Annotated in this window: 13 protein-coding genes; 1 reads left to right on the top strand and 12 read right to left on the bottom strand. The window is 71.7% G+C overall.

Going from position 1 to position 17,684, the window contains the following annotated elements:
• Nucleotides 1-63 precede the first annotated feature (63 nt).
• Genes AB0A63_RS00885 through AB0A63_RS00860 form a run of 6 tightly spaced genes read right to left on the bottom strand, consistent with a single transcriptional unit; the run spans nucleotide 64 to nucleotide 10,170 of the window.
• Nucleotides 64-1,110 (bottom strand): ketoacyl-ACP synthase III family protein, encoded by a 1,047-nt coding sequence (locus AB0A63_RS00885; protein WP_360383737.1) that lies wholly within the window; start codon nucleotides 1,108-1,110, stop codon nucleotides 64-66.
• An 11-nt stretch (nucleotides 1,111-1,121) separates the two neighbouring features.
• On the bottom strand, nucleotides 1,122-6,389 hold the full coding sequence (locus AB0A63_RS00880; protein WP_360383734.1) for an amino acid adenylation domain-containing protein: 5,268 nt from the start codon (nucleotides 6,387-6,389) through the stop codon (nucleotides 1,122-1,124).
• Between the two features lie 9 nt (nucleotides 6,390-6,398).
• On the bottom strand, nucleotides 6,399-7,391 hold the full coding sequence (gene sbnB, locus AB0A63_RS00875) for a 2,3-diaminopropionate biosynthesis protein SbnB (protein ID WP_360384954.1): 993 nt from the start codon (nucleotides 7,389-7,391) through the stop codon (nucleotides 6,399-6,401).
• Nucleotides 7,392-7,407: 16 nt separating this feature from the next.
• Complete coding sequence (locus AB0A63_RS00870) at nucleotides 7,408-8,724, bottom strand: cation:proton antiporter (protein WP_360383731.1); 1,317 nt, start codon at nucleotides 8,722-8,724, stop codon at nucleotides 7,408-7,410.
• Between the two features lie 15 nt (nucleotides 8,725-8,739).
• Nucleotides 8,740-9,234, bottom strand: a complete 495-nt coding sequence (locus tag AB0A63_RS00865; protein ID WP_360383729.1) for a flavin reductase family protein — start codon at nucleotides 9,232-9,234, stop codon at nucleotides 8,740-8,742.
• Nucleotides 9,235-9,237: 3 nt separating this feature from the next.
• Entirely contained in the window at nucleotides 9,238-10,170 is a 933-nt protein-coding gene (locus AB0A63_RS00860) for a TauD/TfdA family dioxygenase (protein ID WP_360383727.1), read from the bottom strand.
• A gap of 145 nt (nucleotides 10,171-10,315) precedes the next feature.
• Between AB0A63_RS00860 and sbnA the strand changes: the two genes are divergently transcribed.
• Entirely contained in the window at nucleotides 10,316-11,263 is a 948-nt protein-coding gene (sbnA, locus tag AB0A63_RS00855) for a 2,3-diaminopropionate biosynthesis protein SbnA (protein ID WP_360383724.1), read from the top strand.
• A gap of 4 nt (nucleotides 11,264-11,267) precedes the next feature.
• Here the strand turns inward: sbnA and AB0A63_RS00850 are convergent, their stop codons facing one another.
• From AB0A63_RS00850 to AB0A63_RS00825, 6 genes are all read right to left on the bottom strand, one after another.
• Nucleotides 11,268-12,014, bottom strand: a complete 747-nt coding sequence (locus tag AB0A63_RS00850) for an alpha/beta fold hydrolase (protein WP_360383721.1) — start codon at nucleotides 12,012-12,014, stop codon at nucleotides 11,268-11,270.
• On the bottom strand, nucleotides 12,011-13,270 hold the full coding sequence (locus AB0A63_RS00845) for a cation:proton antiporter (protein WP_360383719.1): 1,260 nt from the start codon (nucleotides 13,268-13,270) through the stop codon (nucleotides 12,011-12,013). The genes AB0A63_RS00850 and AB0A63_RS00845 overlap by 4 nt, the downstream gene beginning before the upstream one ends.
• Nucleotides 13,271-13,281: 11 nt before the next feature.
• Nucleotides 13,282-14,370 carry an acyl-CoA dehydrogenase family protein gene (locus AB0A63_RS00840; protein ID WP_360383716.1) on the bottom strand — a complete coding sequence of 363 codons (1,089 nt, stop codon included), beginning with the start codon at nucleotides 14,368-14,370 and terminating at the stop codon, nucleotides 13,282-13,284.
• On the bottom strand, nucleotides 14,367-15,839 hold the full coding sequence (locus AB0A63_RS00835; protein ID WP_360383714.1) for an amino acid adenylation domain-containing protein: 1,473 nt from the start codon (nucleotides 15,837-15,839) through the stop codon (nucleotides 14,367-14,369). The genes AB0A63_RS00840 and AB0A63_RS00835 overlap by 4 nt, the downstream gene beginning before the upstream one ends.
• A gap of 188 nt (nucleotides 15,840-16,027) precedes the next feature.
• Nucleotides 16,028-16,288, bottom strand: coding sequence for an acyl carrier protein (locus AB0A63_RS00830; RefSeq protein ID WP_360383711.1), 261 nt, complete (start codon nucleotides 16,286-16,288; stop codon nucleotides 16,028-16,030).
• A complete protein-coding gene (locus AB0A63_RS00825; RefSeq protein WP_360383708.1) occupies nucleotides 16,288-17,250 on the bottom strand; it encodes a chlorinating enzyme in 963 nt (320 codons plus the stop codon). Before AB0A63_RS00825 ends, AB0A63_RS00830 begins: the two co-directional genes overlap by 1 nt.
• Between the last annotated feature and the right edge of the window lie 434 nt (nucleotides 17,251-17,684).

Raw genomic sequence — 17,684 nt, 5'->3', positions numbered from 1 at the left:
TCCCGACGGCGGAGGGCGTGACCGCGGGACCGAGCCGCCGGTCACGGCCCACCGGTGGTGTGCTCACGGTTGTTCCGGCGAGTCCAGCCAGGGGGCGGGGTGGTCGATGCCGACCACCGCGGCGGACAGCGTCACGCCGGGACCGACCCCGAGCATCAGCAGGTGGTCGCCCGGTCCGAGCTCGCCCGCGGACAGCAGGTGGTCGAGCGACACGACCTGGTCGCTCGCGCCGAGGTGGCCGACCGTGCGGCCGAACTCCCAGGTGGAGCGGGACATGCCGAGCCCGAGCGCGGCCATGCACCGCTGCTCGACGATCTCCCGCGAGTAGTTCATGTACGCCACGCGCGTGACGTCGCCGAGACCGATGCCGGCCTCGTCGAGCACGCGCTCCACGACGGACAGCGTCTGCTGGTGGATGCGGATCAGCGCGCCGGTGCCCTCCCCCGAGGAGACCATCCGGCTCTTGTACGCGGCGTTGCGCGCCACGAAGTCGAGCGGTGCGCCGACCGTCGGTCCCGGCGGGAACAGCGGCTCGTCGCCCCGGTGCATCTGCTCCGCCTCGGGCACGGCCACCGAGGCGACCGCGAGGAGCCGGGCGAAACCCGGTTCCCGTGACAGGATCACGGCCGACGCCGCGTCACCCGCGACGTAGCCGGGGCCCATCCGCCACCGGTCCATCATCGGGGTGCCGAAGTTGTCCGACGCCACCAGCAAGGCGTTCCCGCGGCCGGCCAGCACGTGCGCCGCACCCAGCTCCAGCGCGCCGAACATCCCGTTGCACCCCATGCGCACCTCGACCGCGAGCACGTCACCGCCGAGCAGGTGCCGTTGCAGGTGGTATTGCGGCTGCCAGCCGTCCGGGCCCTGGTGCCACGAGTCGGCGTACAGCAGCACACCGACGTCGTGCGGGTCGTGGCCGGTGCGCTTGAACGCGTCCTGCGCCGCGAGCAGGGCCATCTCCGGCGCGGGCACCTCACCCGCCACGGCGGCGCCGGCGAGCTGGTGCAGGTCCACCTCCTCCGCGGGGTAGAGCCCCTGCGCGACGGCCGACTCGATGCCGACCACCGGCGGCAGGTGGACGCCGATTCCCTTGATGTACACGTCGCGCACGGGGTGTCCCCTCAGTCGGCGAAGGTGCCGAGCACGTGGACCAGGCGGTCGAGCAACCGCCGTGCCTCGGCCGGGCGGAACAGGTCGGGCCGGTAGCCGAGCCGCAGGTGCAGCCGTTCACCGGGCACCGCGGCGAGCCGCAGCGGGTAGTGGGTCTCGTCCTCGACCTCGAACCCGGTCAGCCGCAGCTCCTCCGGCAGCGCGTCCGCCCACTCGGCGCGGTCGAAGGAGTAGTTGACGAACATGATCGCCGTGTCGAACAGGTCGCGGCCGATGTCGGCCAGCCCCAGGTGGTGGTGCGGGATCAGGGCCGCCTGCTCGGCCTGCAGCCGGGTCAGCAGGTCGGGGCCCAGCCGCACGCGCACGGGGACCGTGTTGGTCAGCAGCCCGACCATCCGCTCGATGCCCGGGAGGTGCGGCGGCCGGCCCGACACCGAGCAGCCGAACGCCACGTCGTCGCGCCCGGTCACCTGGCCCAGCACGGTCGCCCACGCCGCCTGCACCACCGTGTTCAGCGTGACACCGGGGATGCGGGCGAGCGCGGCCGTCGTCGTGGCGTCGAGGTCGGTCCTGACCTGTTCCTGCCGTTCGCGGGCAGGCGGTGCGCCGGGTGCCACGAGCGTCGGCGCGGAGAAGCCCTCCAGCGCCGCGACCCAGGCCCGGCGCGACTCGTCGAGGTCCTGGCCGGCCAGCCACCGCAGGTAGTCGGAGTAGGGAGGGCCGGGACGGGGTTCGGTGTCCTGCGCGTACCGCTCGAACAGCTCGCGCACGATCAGCCCGGTCGACCAGCCGTCCCACAGCACGTGGTGGGCGGTCAGCAGCAGCCGGTGGTGGTGCTCGCCGAAGCGCAGCACGTGGAACCGGACCAGCGGCGGGCGGGTGAGGTCGAACCCCTCGGCGCGCTCCCGGGCCGCGATCCGGTCGGCGTCGCCGGCCGTGCACGCGGTCTCGCGCCACGGCAGCGTGACGTCCGAGCACACGATCTGGACGTCGTCGCGGAAGGCCGCCCGCAGGTTCGGGTGCCGCCGCAGCAACGCCGTGGCCGCCGCCCGCATCCGTGCGGCGTCGAACGGGCCCTCCAGGTCGAACCGCAGCTGCGAGACGTAGGAGTCCGCGTGCTGCCCGGACACCGCGTGCAGGAACACGAACCCCGCCTGCAGCGGCGACACCGGCAGCACGTCGGTCACGTCCGGGTGCGCGGCGGTGATCGCGTCGAGCTCGGCCCGGGTGAGGCCGGTGAGCGGCACGTCCGCCGGCGTCAGCGCGGCGCGGCCCCGCAACGCGGCCAGGTCGCCGAGCGCGGCACGCCACTGGTCGGCGAACTCGTGCACGTCCGCCTCCGAGAACGCGGACTCGCGCCACGCCAGCTGTGCGCGCAGCACGCCACCGACGGAGAACGTGGTGCACGCCAGGGCGTGTCCCGGATCGGGGGTGCAGGTGAACGACTCGACCGGCAGCTCGCCGAGGTCGCGGAACGCGATCCGCGGGTGCGCGTCGGCACCGCCGCCCCGCCGCTGTTCCTTGACCTGCCGCAACGCCTTCTCGGCCGGCGCCCACGCGCAGTGCACGGGCACTTGGGCGGCGATCCGCCCGACCGGCCCGGTGGAGCGCGGCGCCTCGGCGAGGCACGGTTCGGTCACCGCCTGGGTGAGCCCGGCCAGCACGACGTCGGCCCGGTCCACCCGGTACCGCTCGGCCAGCGAGCCCCAGTCGGCGTCGGGCAGCGTGATCTCCACCGTCCGCACGGGACCCGCGTCCACCGGCCCGCCCGGCGTGCCCGACACGTGGTCGCGCAACGGGACGGCGGCAGGCAGCGCGGCCCCGGACCACAGCGCGTCCAGGTCGGACAGCAAGGTCCGCCACGACTCGCCGTCGGCGAGCAGGTGGTGCAGCACCAGCAGCAACCGACCGGGGTGCGCGGGACCGGAGTCGAACCACACCGCCTGGACGACCCGTCCGTCGGCTGGGGAGAGGCGTTCGGCGGCCGCCGCCCGTTCGGTGTCCACGACCTCCGGCTCGGGGTCACCGACGAGCAGCACGCGGCTCAGGCAGTCGGCAGCGGCGTCGGCGACCTCCCACGTCCCGTCCGCCAGCACGCGCATCCGCAGCGCCTCGTGGTGCGCGACGAGGGTGTCGACGACCGAGGTCACCGCCTTCAGCCGGGTGCCGAGCGGCACCGGCACGACCACCGACTGGTGCAGGCCGTCCAACCGGGTGCCCAGCCGCGCGAGCTCGGGGGTCGGAGGGAACGGGCCGGTGCCCGCCGCGGTCAGGACGTCCCTGGCCACCCGCGCGAGCCGGGCCGGCGTCGGGTGCTGGAACACCTCCCGCGCGGTGAACTCCAGTCCCGCCGCGGCCGCGTTCGCCACCAGCGGGAACACCATGATGCTGTCGCCGCCGTGGTCGAAGAACGAGTCCTGCGGACCCACGCGGGCCACCCCGAGCGCCTGCGCGAACAGCCCGCACAGCAGGGCCTCCCGCCCGTCCTCGGGGGTGGCGTCGTCGGTCGAGGAGAAGTCCGGCGCGACCAGGAGCCTGCGGTCCACCTTGCCGTTCGGGGTGACCGGCAGCTCGTCCAGCAGCACCACGGCGGCCGGCACCATGAAGTCCGGCACCAGGCGCGCGGCGTGCTCGCGCAGCTCCTCCGCGGTGACCGCACCGTCCGGCACCACGTACGCGACGAGCCGTTTGCGCCCCTCGTCCAGCCGCACCACGGCGACCGCGGACCGGACCGCGCGATGACGGAGCAGCACGGCCTCCAGCTCGCCGAGCTCGACCCGGAACCCGCGGATCTTGACCTGGTCGTCGGCGCGGACGCGGTACTCCAGGTTGCCGTCCGGCCGCCACCGCACCAGGTCGCCGGTGCGGTACATCCGCGCACCCGGCGGCCCGAACGGGCACGGCACGAACCGCTCGGCCGTCAACGCGGCCCGGCGCAGGTACCCGCGCGCCAGCCCGTCCCCGGCGAGGTACAGCTCGCCCTCGACACCGGGCAGCGCGGGTTCCAGCCGCGAGTCCAGCACGTACACCCGCGTGTTCGCGACGGGCTTGCCGATCGGCGCCCCGTCCCCCGGGGTGAGCGGGCAGGTCGTGCTGGCCACCGCGGCCTCGGTGACGCCGTAGACGTTCACCATCCGCCGGCCCGACGCCCACCGCCGCACCACGTCCTGGTCAGGCGGCTCCCCGCCGGTGATCAGCAACCGCAGGTCGGGCAGCCCGTCGGACGGCAGCTGCGCGAGCATGACCGGCGGGATGGTGGCGTGCGTGACCCGCTCCGACCGCAGCAGCCCGGCGAGGTCCTGCCCGTCCGGTGCGAGCACCAGGCAGCCCCCCGACACGAGCGTCGGCCAGATGTCGCCCACGGCCACGTCGAAGCTGGGCGAGACGAACTGGAGCACCCGGCTGCGTTCGGTCACGCCGAAGCGTTCGGCGTGGTCCAGCACGAAGTTGCGCATCGCGTCGTGCGGTACGACGACACCCTTCGGGGCACCGGTCGACCCGGACGTGTAGACGACGTAGGCCGCGTGCTCGCCGCGAGGGGCGGGCGGGGTCGCCGTGGAGGGACCGCTGAACCCGGGATCGTCGAACGCGGCGTCGTCGATGACCACCGCTGGCCGGAGGTCGCCGAGCAGGTACGCGACGCGTTCGGCCGGGTACTCGGGGTCGACCGGCACGTACGCGGCACCGGCCCGCAGCACCCCGAGCATCGCCACGACCAGCTCGGGCGAGCGGCGCAGCGCGACCGCCACGAGGTCCTCCGCGCCGATCCCACGTGCGACCAGCCCGGCGGCGAGCGCCGACGCGCGTGCGCCCAGCTCGCCGTAGGTGAGGGTGCGGTCGCCGAACCGCACGGCCGGTGCACCGGGGGTGCGAGCGGCTTGGCGGGCCACGAGCTCGGGCACGGTCTCGCCCGGCAGGTCGCGCGCTGTGGCGTTGCGGTCGACGAGCAGATCACGTCGTTCCACGTCGGACAGCAGCGACACGGCACCGATCGGCCGCGCCGGGTCCGCGGTCACCGCACGGAGGAACGCGGACAGCCGGTCGCGGTGGGCCAGGAACCCGGACAGGCTGTGGTGCTGCGGGTTCGCCTCGAACACGAGCGACATCTGGCCGCCCACCTGACCGCGCACACCCAGCGAGAGGTCCACGATCGGGCCCGACGCCAGGTTGTGCGTCGTGGCCGTCGCGGCACCGAACCGCAGCGTGCGGTCGTACGGCATGAAGTTGACCATCGGTCCGATGAACGCCTGCTCGCTGCCGTCGAGCCCGAGGTCGCGGCGCAGGTCCTCCGCGCGGTAGCGCTCGTGCCGCAGCGCCGCGCGCACGACCTCGGCCATGCGGGGCACCAGGTCCGTGAGGCTCTCGGCCGCGGAGACGTCCATCCGCAGCGCGACGGAGTTCGTCGCCATGCCGGGCGCACGCCGCGACACCGTGCTGCGCCGCCCCGCGACCGGCATGCCGATGACCACGTCCCTGCGGTCGGTGACGCGGTGCACGTAGGCCGCGACCGCGGCGAGCACGACCACCTGCCACGTCGACCCCGTCGCCGCGGCGGCCTGCTGCAACGCCGAGACGTGCGCGGGTGCCAGCTCCGCGACCCGGCTGAGCCGCAGCGGCAGCGACGCGGGATCGGCGCCGGGCGGCACGTCGCCGAGCACCCGCATCTGCGCGGGCTGGTCGCCGAACCGCTTCATCCAGTACTCGCGGTCCTGCTCGAACTGCGCGGAGGCCCGGTAGGCCAGGTCCTCGGTGAGGATGTGCTCGAACGACGTGCAGGGCGTCCCGCCGTCCACATCGGACACCAGCGACGTGTAGAGCTCCGCGAGCCGGGTGCCGATCAGCTGCACCCCGTACCCGTCGACGACCGCGTGGTGCATGCGGTAGTAGAAGAGGAAGCGCGAGTCGGACACCTTGAACAGCGCGAACGCCGAGATCGGCGGCACGGCCAGGTCGACCGCACCGGTCGTGTCCGCACGCATCCACCGCAGCGCGTCGCCCTCGGGATCGGCGTGGCCGGTGTGGTCGAAGAACAGCAGCGGCGCGTCGCCGCCGGGTGCGACGAACTGCCAGAGCTCGCCGTCGGCCCGGTCGAGCGCGGTGATCCGCAGCGCGTCGGCCTCGGCGCGCAGCCGGTTCCACGCCGCGGTGAACACGCCGACGTCCAGCTGACCGTCCACGGCCAGGTACTCGGCGCAGTTGAACAGCTGCCCGGTCGGGTCCAGCTGGTGCGCGAACCACACACCCCGTTGTGCCGCCGACAGCGGCAGTCGCTCGGTCATGCCTCCCCCTCAGCCGTGGCGCTTCAGCTCGTCGAAGAACCCGTCCACGACGAGCCCGCCCGCGTGCTCGTGGACGTGCACCGCCACCGCGAGGTCCAGCACCCCCAGCCCGAAGGGCGAGAACACCACCGGCCGGTCCGCCGGCACGTCGATCTCGCCCGCCAGCAGCGCGCGCATGTCGCCCGCCATGAAGGAGCGGTCCCCGGTGCGCTGCTCGGTCAGGTGCGGTGAGGTGTTCGCCTTCATGCAGTGCTCGACGTCGTCGGCGACGTTGCAGGACGCGAGGACCACCTCGGGCGACAGGTCCCGCAGCGACAGGTGCAGCACCAGCGGGTTGTGCGCGAACCACGCCGGGTCGTGCACGTGCGGTTCGCCGGCCACCGTCGCGAACACGACGAGGTCCGACGAGCGGATGAGGTCCTCGGACCGGTCGTGCACCACGACCGGTCCGGACCGGCGCAGGTAGGCGGCGAACCCGTCGGCGTGCTCGGGGGACAGGTCGTGCACACCGGCCTCGTCGAACGCGAACCCGTTGGCCAGCAGGTAGGTGTGCACGTACCGCGCGATCAGCCCCGCGCCGACGAAACCCACGCGGGTGGGCCGGACACCGCGCGCGGCGCTGAGCCGCACGGCCGCGAGGGCGGCGGACGCGGCGGTGCGGGCGGCGCTGATGACCGACGCCTCCACGCAGGCGAACGGGTACCCGGTCTCGGCGTCGTTGAGGATCAGCACCGCGGAGGCGCGCGGAAGTCCGCCCGCGACGTTCTCCGGGAAGCTGGAGATCCACTTGATGCCGTGCACCGCGCCCAGCGACGCGGGCAGCGCGATGATCCGCGCTGACGGCCGGTCGGGGAAGCGCAGGAAGTACGAGTCCGGGTTCACCGTCCGGCCGTCGCCGTGCAGCCGGTACGCGGCCTCGACCACGTCGGTGACCTGTTTCTCGGCACCGGTCAGGACCTTGCGGACCTGCGCGCCGGAGATGACGGTGAAGGGGGGAGGCAGCACGGGGTGTCCTTCCTCAGGCGGGGTCGGCGGCGGGTTGCTGCCGCGACGGGGGCTCGTACTCGCTCAACCGCAGCCGCTCGCTCGCGGTCACCTCGATGCGGGCGGCCGCGGCACGCAGGATCGGCGGGCTCATCAGCGACGTGACGATCGCGATCAGCACGACGATCGTGTACATCTCGGTGCTGAGCACGCCCAGCCGCAGCCCGACCATCGCGACCACGACCTCGACGACACCGCGCGCGTTCATGCCGGCGCCGATCCCCAGCGCCTCCCAGCGGTTGAGGCCGCTCAGCCACGCGCCGAGGAACGCGCCGGCGAACTTGCCGAGGACCGCGATCAGCAGCAGGACCACGGCGGCGACGAGCACGGACGGCTGGACGAGGGCGGTGAGGTCCATGCGCAGCCCGGCCATCGCGAAGAAGACCGGCGCGAGGAACGTCATGACGACCGTGCGCAACGGGAGCAGCTTCTCCAGCACGTCGCCGCCCGCGTTGCGGATCAGCATGCCGCCGACGAGCGCGCCGAGCACCGCTTCGAGGCCGAGGAGGTGGCTGGCGGCGCTCATCGTCAGCAGGACCACGACCGCGGCACCGATCGTGGCGCCGTCGCTCACCCGCCGCATCACCGCGCGCACGACCGGCCTGCCGACGACGACCGAGACCACGACGAACAGCACGAGGAACCCGACGGACCGCGCGACCGTGCCCGCGTGCAGGCCGGTCGTGGCCATCGCGGTGACCAGCGACAGGCCGAGCCAGCCGACCATGTCGTCGACCGTGCCGGAGATGAGGATCAGCTGGCCCACGTTGCGGTGCAACAGCTTCAGGTCGATCAGGGTCTTGGCGATCACCGGGATCGCGCTGACGCACATGGCGATGCCGAGGAACAACGCGAACACCGCGCGCTGGTCACCGGAGCCGGCCAGCAGCGCCGACGGCACCAGGAACCCCGCGCCGACGCCGAGGCCCAGCGGGATCACCAGACCGGGGATGCTGATCTTCGCCGCGGTGCTGCCGCGCTTGCGGATGAGCTTGAGGTCGAGCGACACCCCGGTCACGCCGACCAGCAGCAGCACCCCGATCTGCCCGAACGCGTCGAGCACGTGGAACTGCTCCGCCTGGTGCGGGAACAGCCACTCCGCCCAGCCGGGCGCCACCGCGCCGAGCAGCGACGGGCCGAGCAGGATGCCCGTGAGCAGCTCGCCGACGATCGCGGGCATCCCGAACCGCATCGCGAGCCTGCCCGTCAGCAGCGCCAGCAGGAGCAGCACCGCGACCTGGACCAGGAACAGGAACAGGGAGTGGCCGCCGAAGGGCGGTACCGGGGTCATGTCAGGTGGCTCCAGTCAGCTGAACTTGCCGTCGAGGAAGATGAGCGGCGCGCGTTCCTCGCTGACCACGCGGCTCTCGACCACCGAGCCGATGATCAGGTCGTGGTCGCCGACCGGGTGCGTGTGCGCGAACTCGCAGACGAAGTAGGCGACGCAGCCCGGTACGACCGGCGCGGGCACGCTGCCCAGCGTGCGCAGCACGAGGTGCTCGGGAGCACCGGCGCGGCCGCGGCTCGCGTAGTGCCGCGCGTACTCCTCCTGGCCGGCGTCGAGGACGCTGATGCCGAAGTAGCGGGCGCGTTCGGCGAGCAGGCGCATCCGGCCACCCGTCGTGACCGACACGCCCACGAGGGCCGGCTGCAGCGACAGCGTGACGAACGAGTTGGCGGTCAGCGCGTGGTCACGACCCTCGTCGCTCACCGCCACCACCGTCACGCCGGTGGCGAACCGGCGGGCGGCGCGGCGCAGCGACTCGGCCTGGTGCTCGTGGTGGAGCTGGGTGCTCGACACGGGTCAGTCCGACATCGCGACGAGGATGCGGCGCGGCCCGGTGAACGACCGCCTGCCGTGGCCGACCGCCACGTTGTCGATCAGCAGCACGTCGCCCGCGCGCCAGCTCACGTCGACCGCCTCGGACAGGCCGCGGTCGCGGATCTGCCGCACGTGCTCCGCCGGGATGGGGGAGCCGTCGGCGAACGTCACCGACTGCGGCAGGTCCTCTTCGGACATGATCTGGTACAGCGCCGCCGCGGTCTCGTCGCCGAGCCCGGCCGCGTGCCACTGGTCGGCCTGGTTGAACCAGACCTCGTCACCGGTCACCGGGTGCTCGACAGTCGAGGGCCGCACCTGGCTGACCCGCAGCCCGCCGTCGGCACGCCACGAGAACTCGCTGCCGGAGGTGCCGAGGAACTCCTCGACCACGTCCCGGTCGCCGGTCTCGAACGTGTCCTGCCAGCTCTTGCCGAAGCCCTTGCCACCGTGCAGGTTCTGCGTGTACCGCACGCCTTTCGCGAACGCCTCGCGCACCTCGTCGTCGAGGGAACCCAGCCAGCGCACCCCGTCCACCACGGGGGTCGCGCCACCCGTTTCCGGTGCCACGTCGCAGAAGAACATCAGCCGTTCCGGCCATTGATGGGCGTACGACATCTCGTTGTGCATGGAGATGTCGAATTCCGGCGGGTATTCCGTGGACGTGTACACGTTCTGACCGACCTTCGTGCGCGGCGAGTTGCCGTGGACGTAGGCGAGCCGGTTGGGCAGCAGCAGGTCCATCACCTCGTCGAGCTCCGCGGTGGTGACCTGGAAACCGCGGAAGACCAGGGCCTTGTTCGCCGCCAGCAGCCCGGCCAGGTCGGCCCGTCCGCGCAGATGGTCGACCAGCCCGTGTGGACCTGGCTCGGCTCCGATGCCTGCCGGGTCGAGCTCGAGTGGAGCCCAGTGTCCCATCTGCCTCTCCCTCCGGTTCGTCGTGAAAACGACCCTGCGGAGAGCGCCTATATTTCATCGGTATCGCACCTATGGCCGTCCGTATAGCGGAAATATGGCGTCCCTGGAAAGGATTTGCGCGTCGGCTACGAGATGGGATTTCGGTGTGGCAGCTGTCATCACGAGTCCGCTGGAGTTCAACGTCGCGGACTTGTACGTGGACCTGCGGCCGGTCGTCGGACGGCGGCTGCTGCTCAAGTGCGAGGGCTTCAACTTCGCGGGCTCGATCAAGCTGAAGGCCGCGGTGGAGATGGTCGGCGCGATGGAACGCGACGGCCGCATCACCCCCGGCTCGACCCTGGTCGAGTCCTCCTCCGGCAACATGGGCGTCGCCCTCAGCCTCGTGGCGGCCAGCAAGGGGTACCGGTTCATCTGCGTCACCGACGTCCGCTGCACCGGTGCGGCCCGCCGCGCGATGGAGACGCTGGGCAGCGAGGTGCACGTGGTGTCCGAGCCGGACCCGTCCGGTGCGTTCCTCGGCACCCGGATCGCGCACGTGCAGGCGCTGTGCCGCGACAACCCCGGCTTCGTCTGGCTCAACCAGTACGCCAACCCCGGCAACTGGACGGGCCACTACCGCTCCACGGCGCCCGAGATCGCCAAGGAGTTCCCCGACCTGGACGTGCTGTTCATCGGCGCGGGCACCACCGGCACCCTGATGGGCTGTGCGCGGTACTTCCGCGAGACCCAGCCGGCCGTGCGCATCGTCGCCGTCGACAGCGTCGGCTCGGTCACCTTCGGCACGCCCGCGGCCACCCGGCTGATCCCGGGCCTGGGCACGAGCGTCCGCCCGCAGATCCTGGACGAGTCGCTCGTCGACGACGTCGTGCACGTCGAGGAGAGCGACACCGTCCGGACGTGCCACGAGCTGGTGCGGCACGGTTACCTGTTCGGCGGGTCGACCGGCACCGTCGTCAGCGGCGCGCTGCGGTGGCTGGAGTCCAGGGACGAGGACCTGACGTGCGTGGCGATCGCACCGGACCTGGGCAGCAACTACCTGGAGTCGCTCTACGACGACAGGTGGCTCGCGGACTCCGGTCTGCTGCCCGGCTGAGTCCTCACGCGCGCGACGACACGAGTCCGCGCACCTCGTCCCCGACCAGGCCGGTGATGCGGGGCCACTGGTCCTCCAAGAAGAAGTGGCCGCCCGGCAGCACGTGCAGCTCCGTGGTCCCGGTGGTGTGCCGCTGCCAGGCGCGGGCCTCGTCCAGCGTCACCAGCGGGTCGTCGTCGCCGACCAGCACGGTGACGGGCGCGGTGAGGTCCGGGCCCTCGGCGTACCGGTAGGTCTCCGCGGCCCGGTAGTCCGCGCGCACCGCGGGGAGCACCATGCGGAGGATCTTCTCGTGCTGCAGCAGCGCGGAGCTCGTGCCGTTCAGCGCGCGCATCTCGGCGATCAGGCCGTCGTCGTCGCGCTGGTGCACGCGTTCGTCGCGCCAGCACGACGGCGCACGCCGGCCGGACGCGAAGAGGTGCGCCGCGGTCGTCCTGCGGGCGACCTCGAACGCGAGCGTCGCGCCCATGCTGTGTCCGAAGTAGATGGTCGGGCGGTCCAGGTGCGGTGCGAGGACCTCGGCGACCCGGTCCGCCAGCACGGCGATGTCGTCGATGCACGGCTCGTGCCTGCGGTCCTGCCGGCCCGGGTACTGCACGGCCAGCACGTCGGCCACCGGGGACAGCTGCTCGGCGAACGGCACGTAGTAGCTCGCCGAACCACCGGCGTGCGGGAAGCAGACGACCCGGACCTCGCTGTCCGGGCTGGGCGAGAAGCCGCGCAGCCAGGCGTCCTGACCGGGCCGGCTCATCGACCGGCTCCTGCGCCGCGGCCGGCCAGCGGATCGGCGGTCACGAGGGGGTCCGCCAGGCGGCGCTGCAGCACGGTGATGACCGGTGCCGCCATGAACGTGGTGGCCAGCGCCATCAGGACCATGATCGTGAACAGGGAGGAGGAGACCACGCCCAGCTGCACGCCGACGGTCAGGATCACCACCTCCGTCAGCCCGCGCGTGTTCATGAGCACGCCGATCAGCAGCGACTCCGTCCACCGGTCACCGGTCAGGCGCGCGGCGATCGCCGCGCCGCCGAGCTTGCCGACCGTGGCGACCACGACGACCAGCAGCGCGGTCAGCCAGAGGGCGGCGGTGGTGAGCTGGTCGATCCGGGTGGACAGCCCCACCAGGCCGAAGAACATCGGCAGCAGCAGCACGGAGATCATGCTCTCGAGCTTCGCCTCGACGCCGCGCTGCCACTCGGGGTCGCGCGGCATCACGGCACCGGCCAGGAAACCGCCGAAGATCGCGTGGATGCCGATCTGGTCGGTCGTCCAGGCGCTCAGGATCGCCACCGCGACCATCACCCACATCGACGGGTGGCCCAGGCGCCGCAACAGGGGCCGGACCACGGCGAACATCACGACGAGGTAGCCGGTCGACAGGGCGAGCGTCAGCAGCACGTCCCCGAGGCCCGTCGACTTGGCCACGGCGACCACGACGGCCAGCATGATCCACGCGTAGACGTCGTTGATCGCCGCGCACACCAGGCTGATCACGCCCACGCGGGTGGGCATCAGGCCGGACTCCCGCAACAGCCGGGAGAGCACGGGGAACGCGGTGATCGCCATGGCCGCGGCGAAGAACAGGCAGAACGCCAGCCGGTCGGTCTGCGCACCGAACCGGGGGTACAGCCACAGCGCCAGCGGCACCGCGAGCGCGATCGGCACCAGCAGCGACGCGTGGCTGATGACCGTGACCTTGCGCCCCTGCCCGCGCAGCGACCTCAGGTCGATCTCCAGGCCGATCAGGAACATGAACATCACCAGGCCGGTCTGGGCCAGCACGTTCAGCCCCGCGATCACCTGCTGCGGGAAGAGGTGGGCCATCATCTCCGGCCACACCAGTCCCAGCACGCTGGGTCCCAGCAGGATGCCGGCGACGATCTCCCCGAGCACCCGCGGCTGGCCGATCTTGCTCACCGCCCAGCCGACGACCCGCACCGCGACCGTGAGCACGGCCATGGCGAGCAGCAGGCGGCCGCTCACCGTCGCGGCGTCCAAGTTCCCCATGTCTCCACTCCTCATCGCCCCGACTCGAAGATCAAGTCACGCATGAGCTCGCTCGCGCCGGCCGCGATGGTTCCCGCCATCGCGTCGCGGTACAGGCGGGCCGGCGCGGAGTCGTCGAGATACCCCCGCGCCCCGTGGAACTGCACGCACGCCTGTGCGGCCGCGACCGCCAGCTCGGTCGCCGTGAGCTTGAGAACGGCCGCGGCCTTGGTGTCCAGCCGCCCGGCGCAGTGCTCCTCCGCCAGCCGGTGGGCGAAGGCCCGCACGAGCTCGAACTGGGCGTCCAGGTCGGCCAGGCGGTGCCGCACCGCCTGGTTGGCGCTCAGCGCCTCACCGCGCACCCGGTGCGACCGCACGAACGACCGCAGCAGGTCGAGGCAGTGCCGGACGCCGCCGACCGCCAGCAGACCGGCGACCAGCCGTTCGAAGTCCAGCGCCGGCATCAGCTGCAGCAGCGCCCGGTCCGGCCGGCCGATCACCCCGTCCGCGACCACCCCGTCGAACGACACCCGGCACGTGTCGGCCGCGCGCCAGCCGAGCGTCCGCTGCGGGTGCCGGGTGATGCCGGGGGAGCGGCCGTCCACCACGAACAGACTCGCCCCGGACAGCACGCGGGTGGTGCCGCCCTCACGGGTCTTGGCCAGCACGACGAAGTAGTCCGCGGTGGAACCGTTGGCCACGTAGAACTTCTCCCCGGTCAGCCGGTGACCGGCACCGTCCGGTTTGGCCACTGTGGACAGCGAGGACAGGTCCGTTCCCGCGTTCTGCTCGGTGATGGCCAGCGCGGCGATCCGGTCCGATCTGAGCCAGGCCGCCCGCTGGGCGTCGGTGCCGAACATCCGCAGGTAGGCGGGTGCCATGTAGGCGTGGACGCCGATGGCCGCGCGGACGCCGGCGTACCCGGTGCCGCCGAGCTCCTCCAGGAACACGGCGCTGCGCAGGAAGCCTGGGCCCTCGTGCGGCAGGGAGAGCAGACCGGTCTCCGCCAGCGCACGCCACCCGTCGGCCGGGATGTGCCCCTGCTCCTCCCAGCTGTCGGCGTGCGGCAGCACGACCGCGTCCAAGACGGACCGGATCTCGTGGCGGACGTCGTCGCTCATGACCCGGACCGCAGTGACGACAGGAGGGCCTCGCGGTCCACCTTCCCGTGCGCCGACAGGGGGAGCGACGCGCGGACCTCGATCACCGCGGGCACCATGTACGGCGGCAGGCGGTGCGCCAGGTGCTCCCGCAACGCCTCCGCCGGCGCGTCCGAGACGGCGAAAGCCATGAGCACCCGTTCGCCGGTGCCGGTGACGTGCACGGTGACGAAGGCCTGGCGCACGTCCGGGTGCCCGGTCAGCACGTGCTGGACCTCGCCCAGCTCGATGCGATGACCGTTGACCTTGACCTGGTCGTCGTCACGGCCCTGGAACACGAGCACGCCGTCCGCCTCGAAGTACGCGAGGTCACCGGTGCGGTACAGGCGTTCGGTGACGCCGTCGACCTCGCAGTCCACGAACCGCCGCGCGGTCTCCTCCGGCATCCCGAGGTAACCGGGGGACAGGCCGGGACCCGACAGGCACACCTCACCCGTCTCACCCGGCTCGCACAGCCTGTCGTCGCGGACGAGGTGCACGCGGGTGTTCTGGATCGGCCGCCCGATCGGCAGCGGCCGGTCCTCCGGCTGCGGCCCGGTGAGCGGGTAGTAGGTGGCGAACGTGGTGCATTCGGTGGGGCCGTAGACGCTGACGATCCGGCCCGCGCCGTAGTGCGCCAGCGCCTTTTCGACGTGCGGCAACGAGTGCGCCTCACCGCCGGTGAGAACGGTGTCGACGGTGCCGAGGGCGTCGACGTCCTCGTCGACCATCGTGTTGAACAGCGCCGTGGTCAGGAAGACCGTGCTGACCGCGTGCCGGCGGACCACCCGGCGCAGCTCGGACAGCCGGACGAAACCACCGGGGTAGACCACGCACGTGCCGCCGTTGAGCAGCGCTCCCCAGATCTCGAACGTGGCCGCGTCGAAGGTGACCGGCGCGAGGAACAGGGTGACGGCCCTGTCGTCGAGCCGGGTGTAGCGGGCGTCGTGGACCAGCCGGACGACCGACCGGTGCTGGATCGGCACGCCCTTGGGCCGCCCGGTCGACCCCGAGGTGAAGTTGACGTACGCGATGTCCGTGGGCAGCACGGCGACCGCGGGGTCCGCGGCACCGTCACCGTCCGAAGAGGACACATCGGTCACCTGGCACCGCGGCAGCCGCGCCGCCAGGGCCTCCCGCTGGTCGGTGACCACCCGGTCGCAGCCGGCGATGCCGAACATCACGTGCAGGCGCTCGTCCGGCCAGGACGGGTCGAACGGCAGGTACACCGCCCCGCACTTGACGATCGCGAGCAGCGCGACGACGAGCTCGCACGACCGCCGCACGCACACGCCCACCACGTCACCGCGCCGGCACCCCTGTCGGACGAGGTGCCCCGCCAGCCGGTTGGCCGCCGCGTTCAGCTCCGCGTAGGTCATCCGCCGGTCGCCGTGCACGAGCGCGGTCGCCCCGCCGTTCCGCCGGGCACGGTGTTCGAACAGCTCCTTCATGCTGCTGTCCGACGGAAAGGGAACCGACGTGTCCACATTGGCCAGAGCGTGCACATCGCGCGCTCTGGGTCCGGCGGTGAGCCGTTTCATGCGCTTCCCCTCGACATCTGCTCCCTGCTTCCGGGTGGACGGCGTGGAGGGGTGACCCCCGGCAGGCACACCGGGGGCCACCCCTCATCGCGGTGCGCCTACGCCGGTGACGCGTCGGCCTGCTGCCCGTTGCGGGCGATGCTCTCGGCGATCTCGCGGACGCTGCTGTTGCTGAACAGGTCGTCAGGCGGCAGCGCGTCCTCGCCGTAGGCCTCCTCGGCCCTGGCGATCAGCTTGACCGCCGTCAGCGAGGACCCGCCGGACCGGAAGAAGTCGGACTCCGCGTCCACGCTCAGCCCGAGGTCCTGACAGGTGGTCACGACCCACTTCTGGATGGTGTCGATGTCGTCGGTCGCCATCAGGCCGGCACCCCGTCCCTGACGGGGAAGCGGAAGCCGTTCACGGTGGTCTCGACGAACTTGTTGTGCCCGAAGTTGTCCCGGCCCGAGGTGAGCACGTTGCCGAACTTCTCCAGGCTGGCCGCACCGCCGAACTCGGCGAGCGCGTCGGAGTGCGGGTAGACGCGCACGGAGGTCGGCAGGTAACGCCCCGCGAAGCCGAGTCGCATCTGGTCGGTCTTGCCCGCGTGCGGGTGCGAGGCGTGCATCAGCGTGGACCAGAAGATGATGAACTGGCCCTGCCTCATCGCCTGCGAGACCGCTTTGGACTCGTCCGGGGACCAGTTGGGGTCCTTCTGCAGCTGCCGGTAGTCGTAGCCGAAGAACCCGCGGCGCACCCCGCCCTTCTCCTGGTTGTTGATCAGCTCCGGGTTGTAGTCCATGACCTTGGACTCGTCGTAGTTCATCGACTTGTGGGAGCCGGGGATGAACTGCAGGCAGCCCATGTCCACCGACGCGTCGGTGAACGCCGTCCACACCGTGATGGTGCCGCCGAAGTCCGCGTCCTCCGGCCACACGATCTGCGGGTGCTTCGAGCCGGCCACGTTGGAGAAGTTGTCGGCCTGGTGCCAGTCCGTACCCTCGTCACCGGGGTACTTGGGGAAGAACTCCGAGCGCCAGCACAGCGTGTCCGGCCCGAGGATGCTCGACACCCGGTCCACGATCTCCGGCCGGGTGATGTGCTCGGCCAGGAAGTCGACGTCCAGGTGCCGGTCGTAGTTCGACAGGTTGGTCACGCCGGAGATGGTCTTGCCGCCGCCGTACACGGCCTTTTTCGTGTTGATCAGTTTCGGCCGCAGGGCCTGCAAATGCGCGGCCATCTCCTCGGGCTCGTAGAGGTCGAATGGACCTATGTATCCGTCGCGGTGGAACTTCGCGAGTTCCTCGTCGCTCAGTGTGAACGCCTTGCTTTCGGATACCATGATTACCCCTGCCGTTCCGAAAATTTGCACGTCGAATTTGCGCGGAAGTGGTCTTGTCGGTGAACAATCAATCGAACGCGGGCAGCACGAATGGAGCCGGCCGGACGGCTCGGCGTCAACTGTCAGGTTCGTGAGATCAACGGTCGCGTGCTACCTCGCCAGCGACGATCAGGTCAGGCCTGCGCTCTGCCGGTGGAAGGCCTGCGCGGATGTCTGGTATTTCCAGTTCGCGACATGTCAACCCCCCGGTCGGCCCCCAGTGCCATTTCTGGGTCACAGCCCCCATGTCGCTGGACCCGAAGCGAACGTAACCAAATCTCCGCAGGCGTGTCAAGGTTCCCCCTGACGTGCGCCGGATTAGCCAGACTTGCCGCCGTGTGGTGTGCGGGTAATACTGACAGGCGGGTACTGGGGTCTATTCGTGCAGATTCATA

It is taken from the genome of Lentzea sp. NPDC042327 (assembly GCF_040647275.1).
Classification (GTDB): Bacteria; Actinomycetota; Actinomycetes; order Mycobacteriales; family Pseudonocardiaceae; genus Lentzea.
This window is presented reverse-complemented; position numbering and strand designations above follow the sequence as displayed.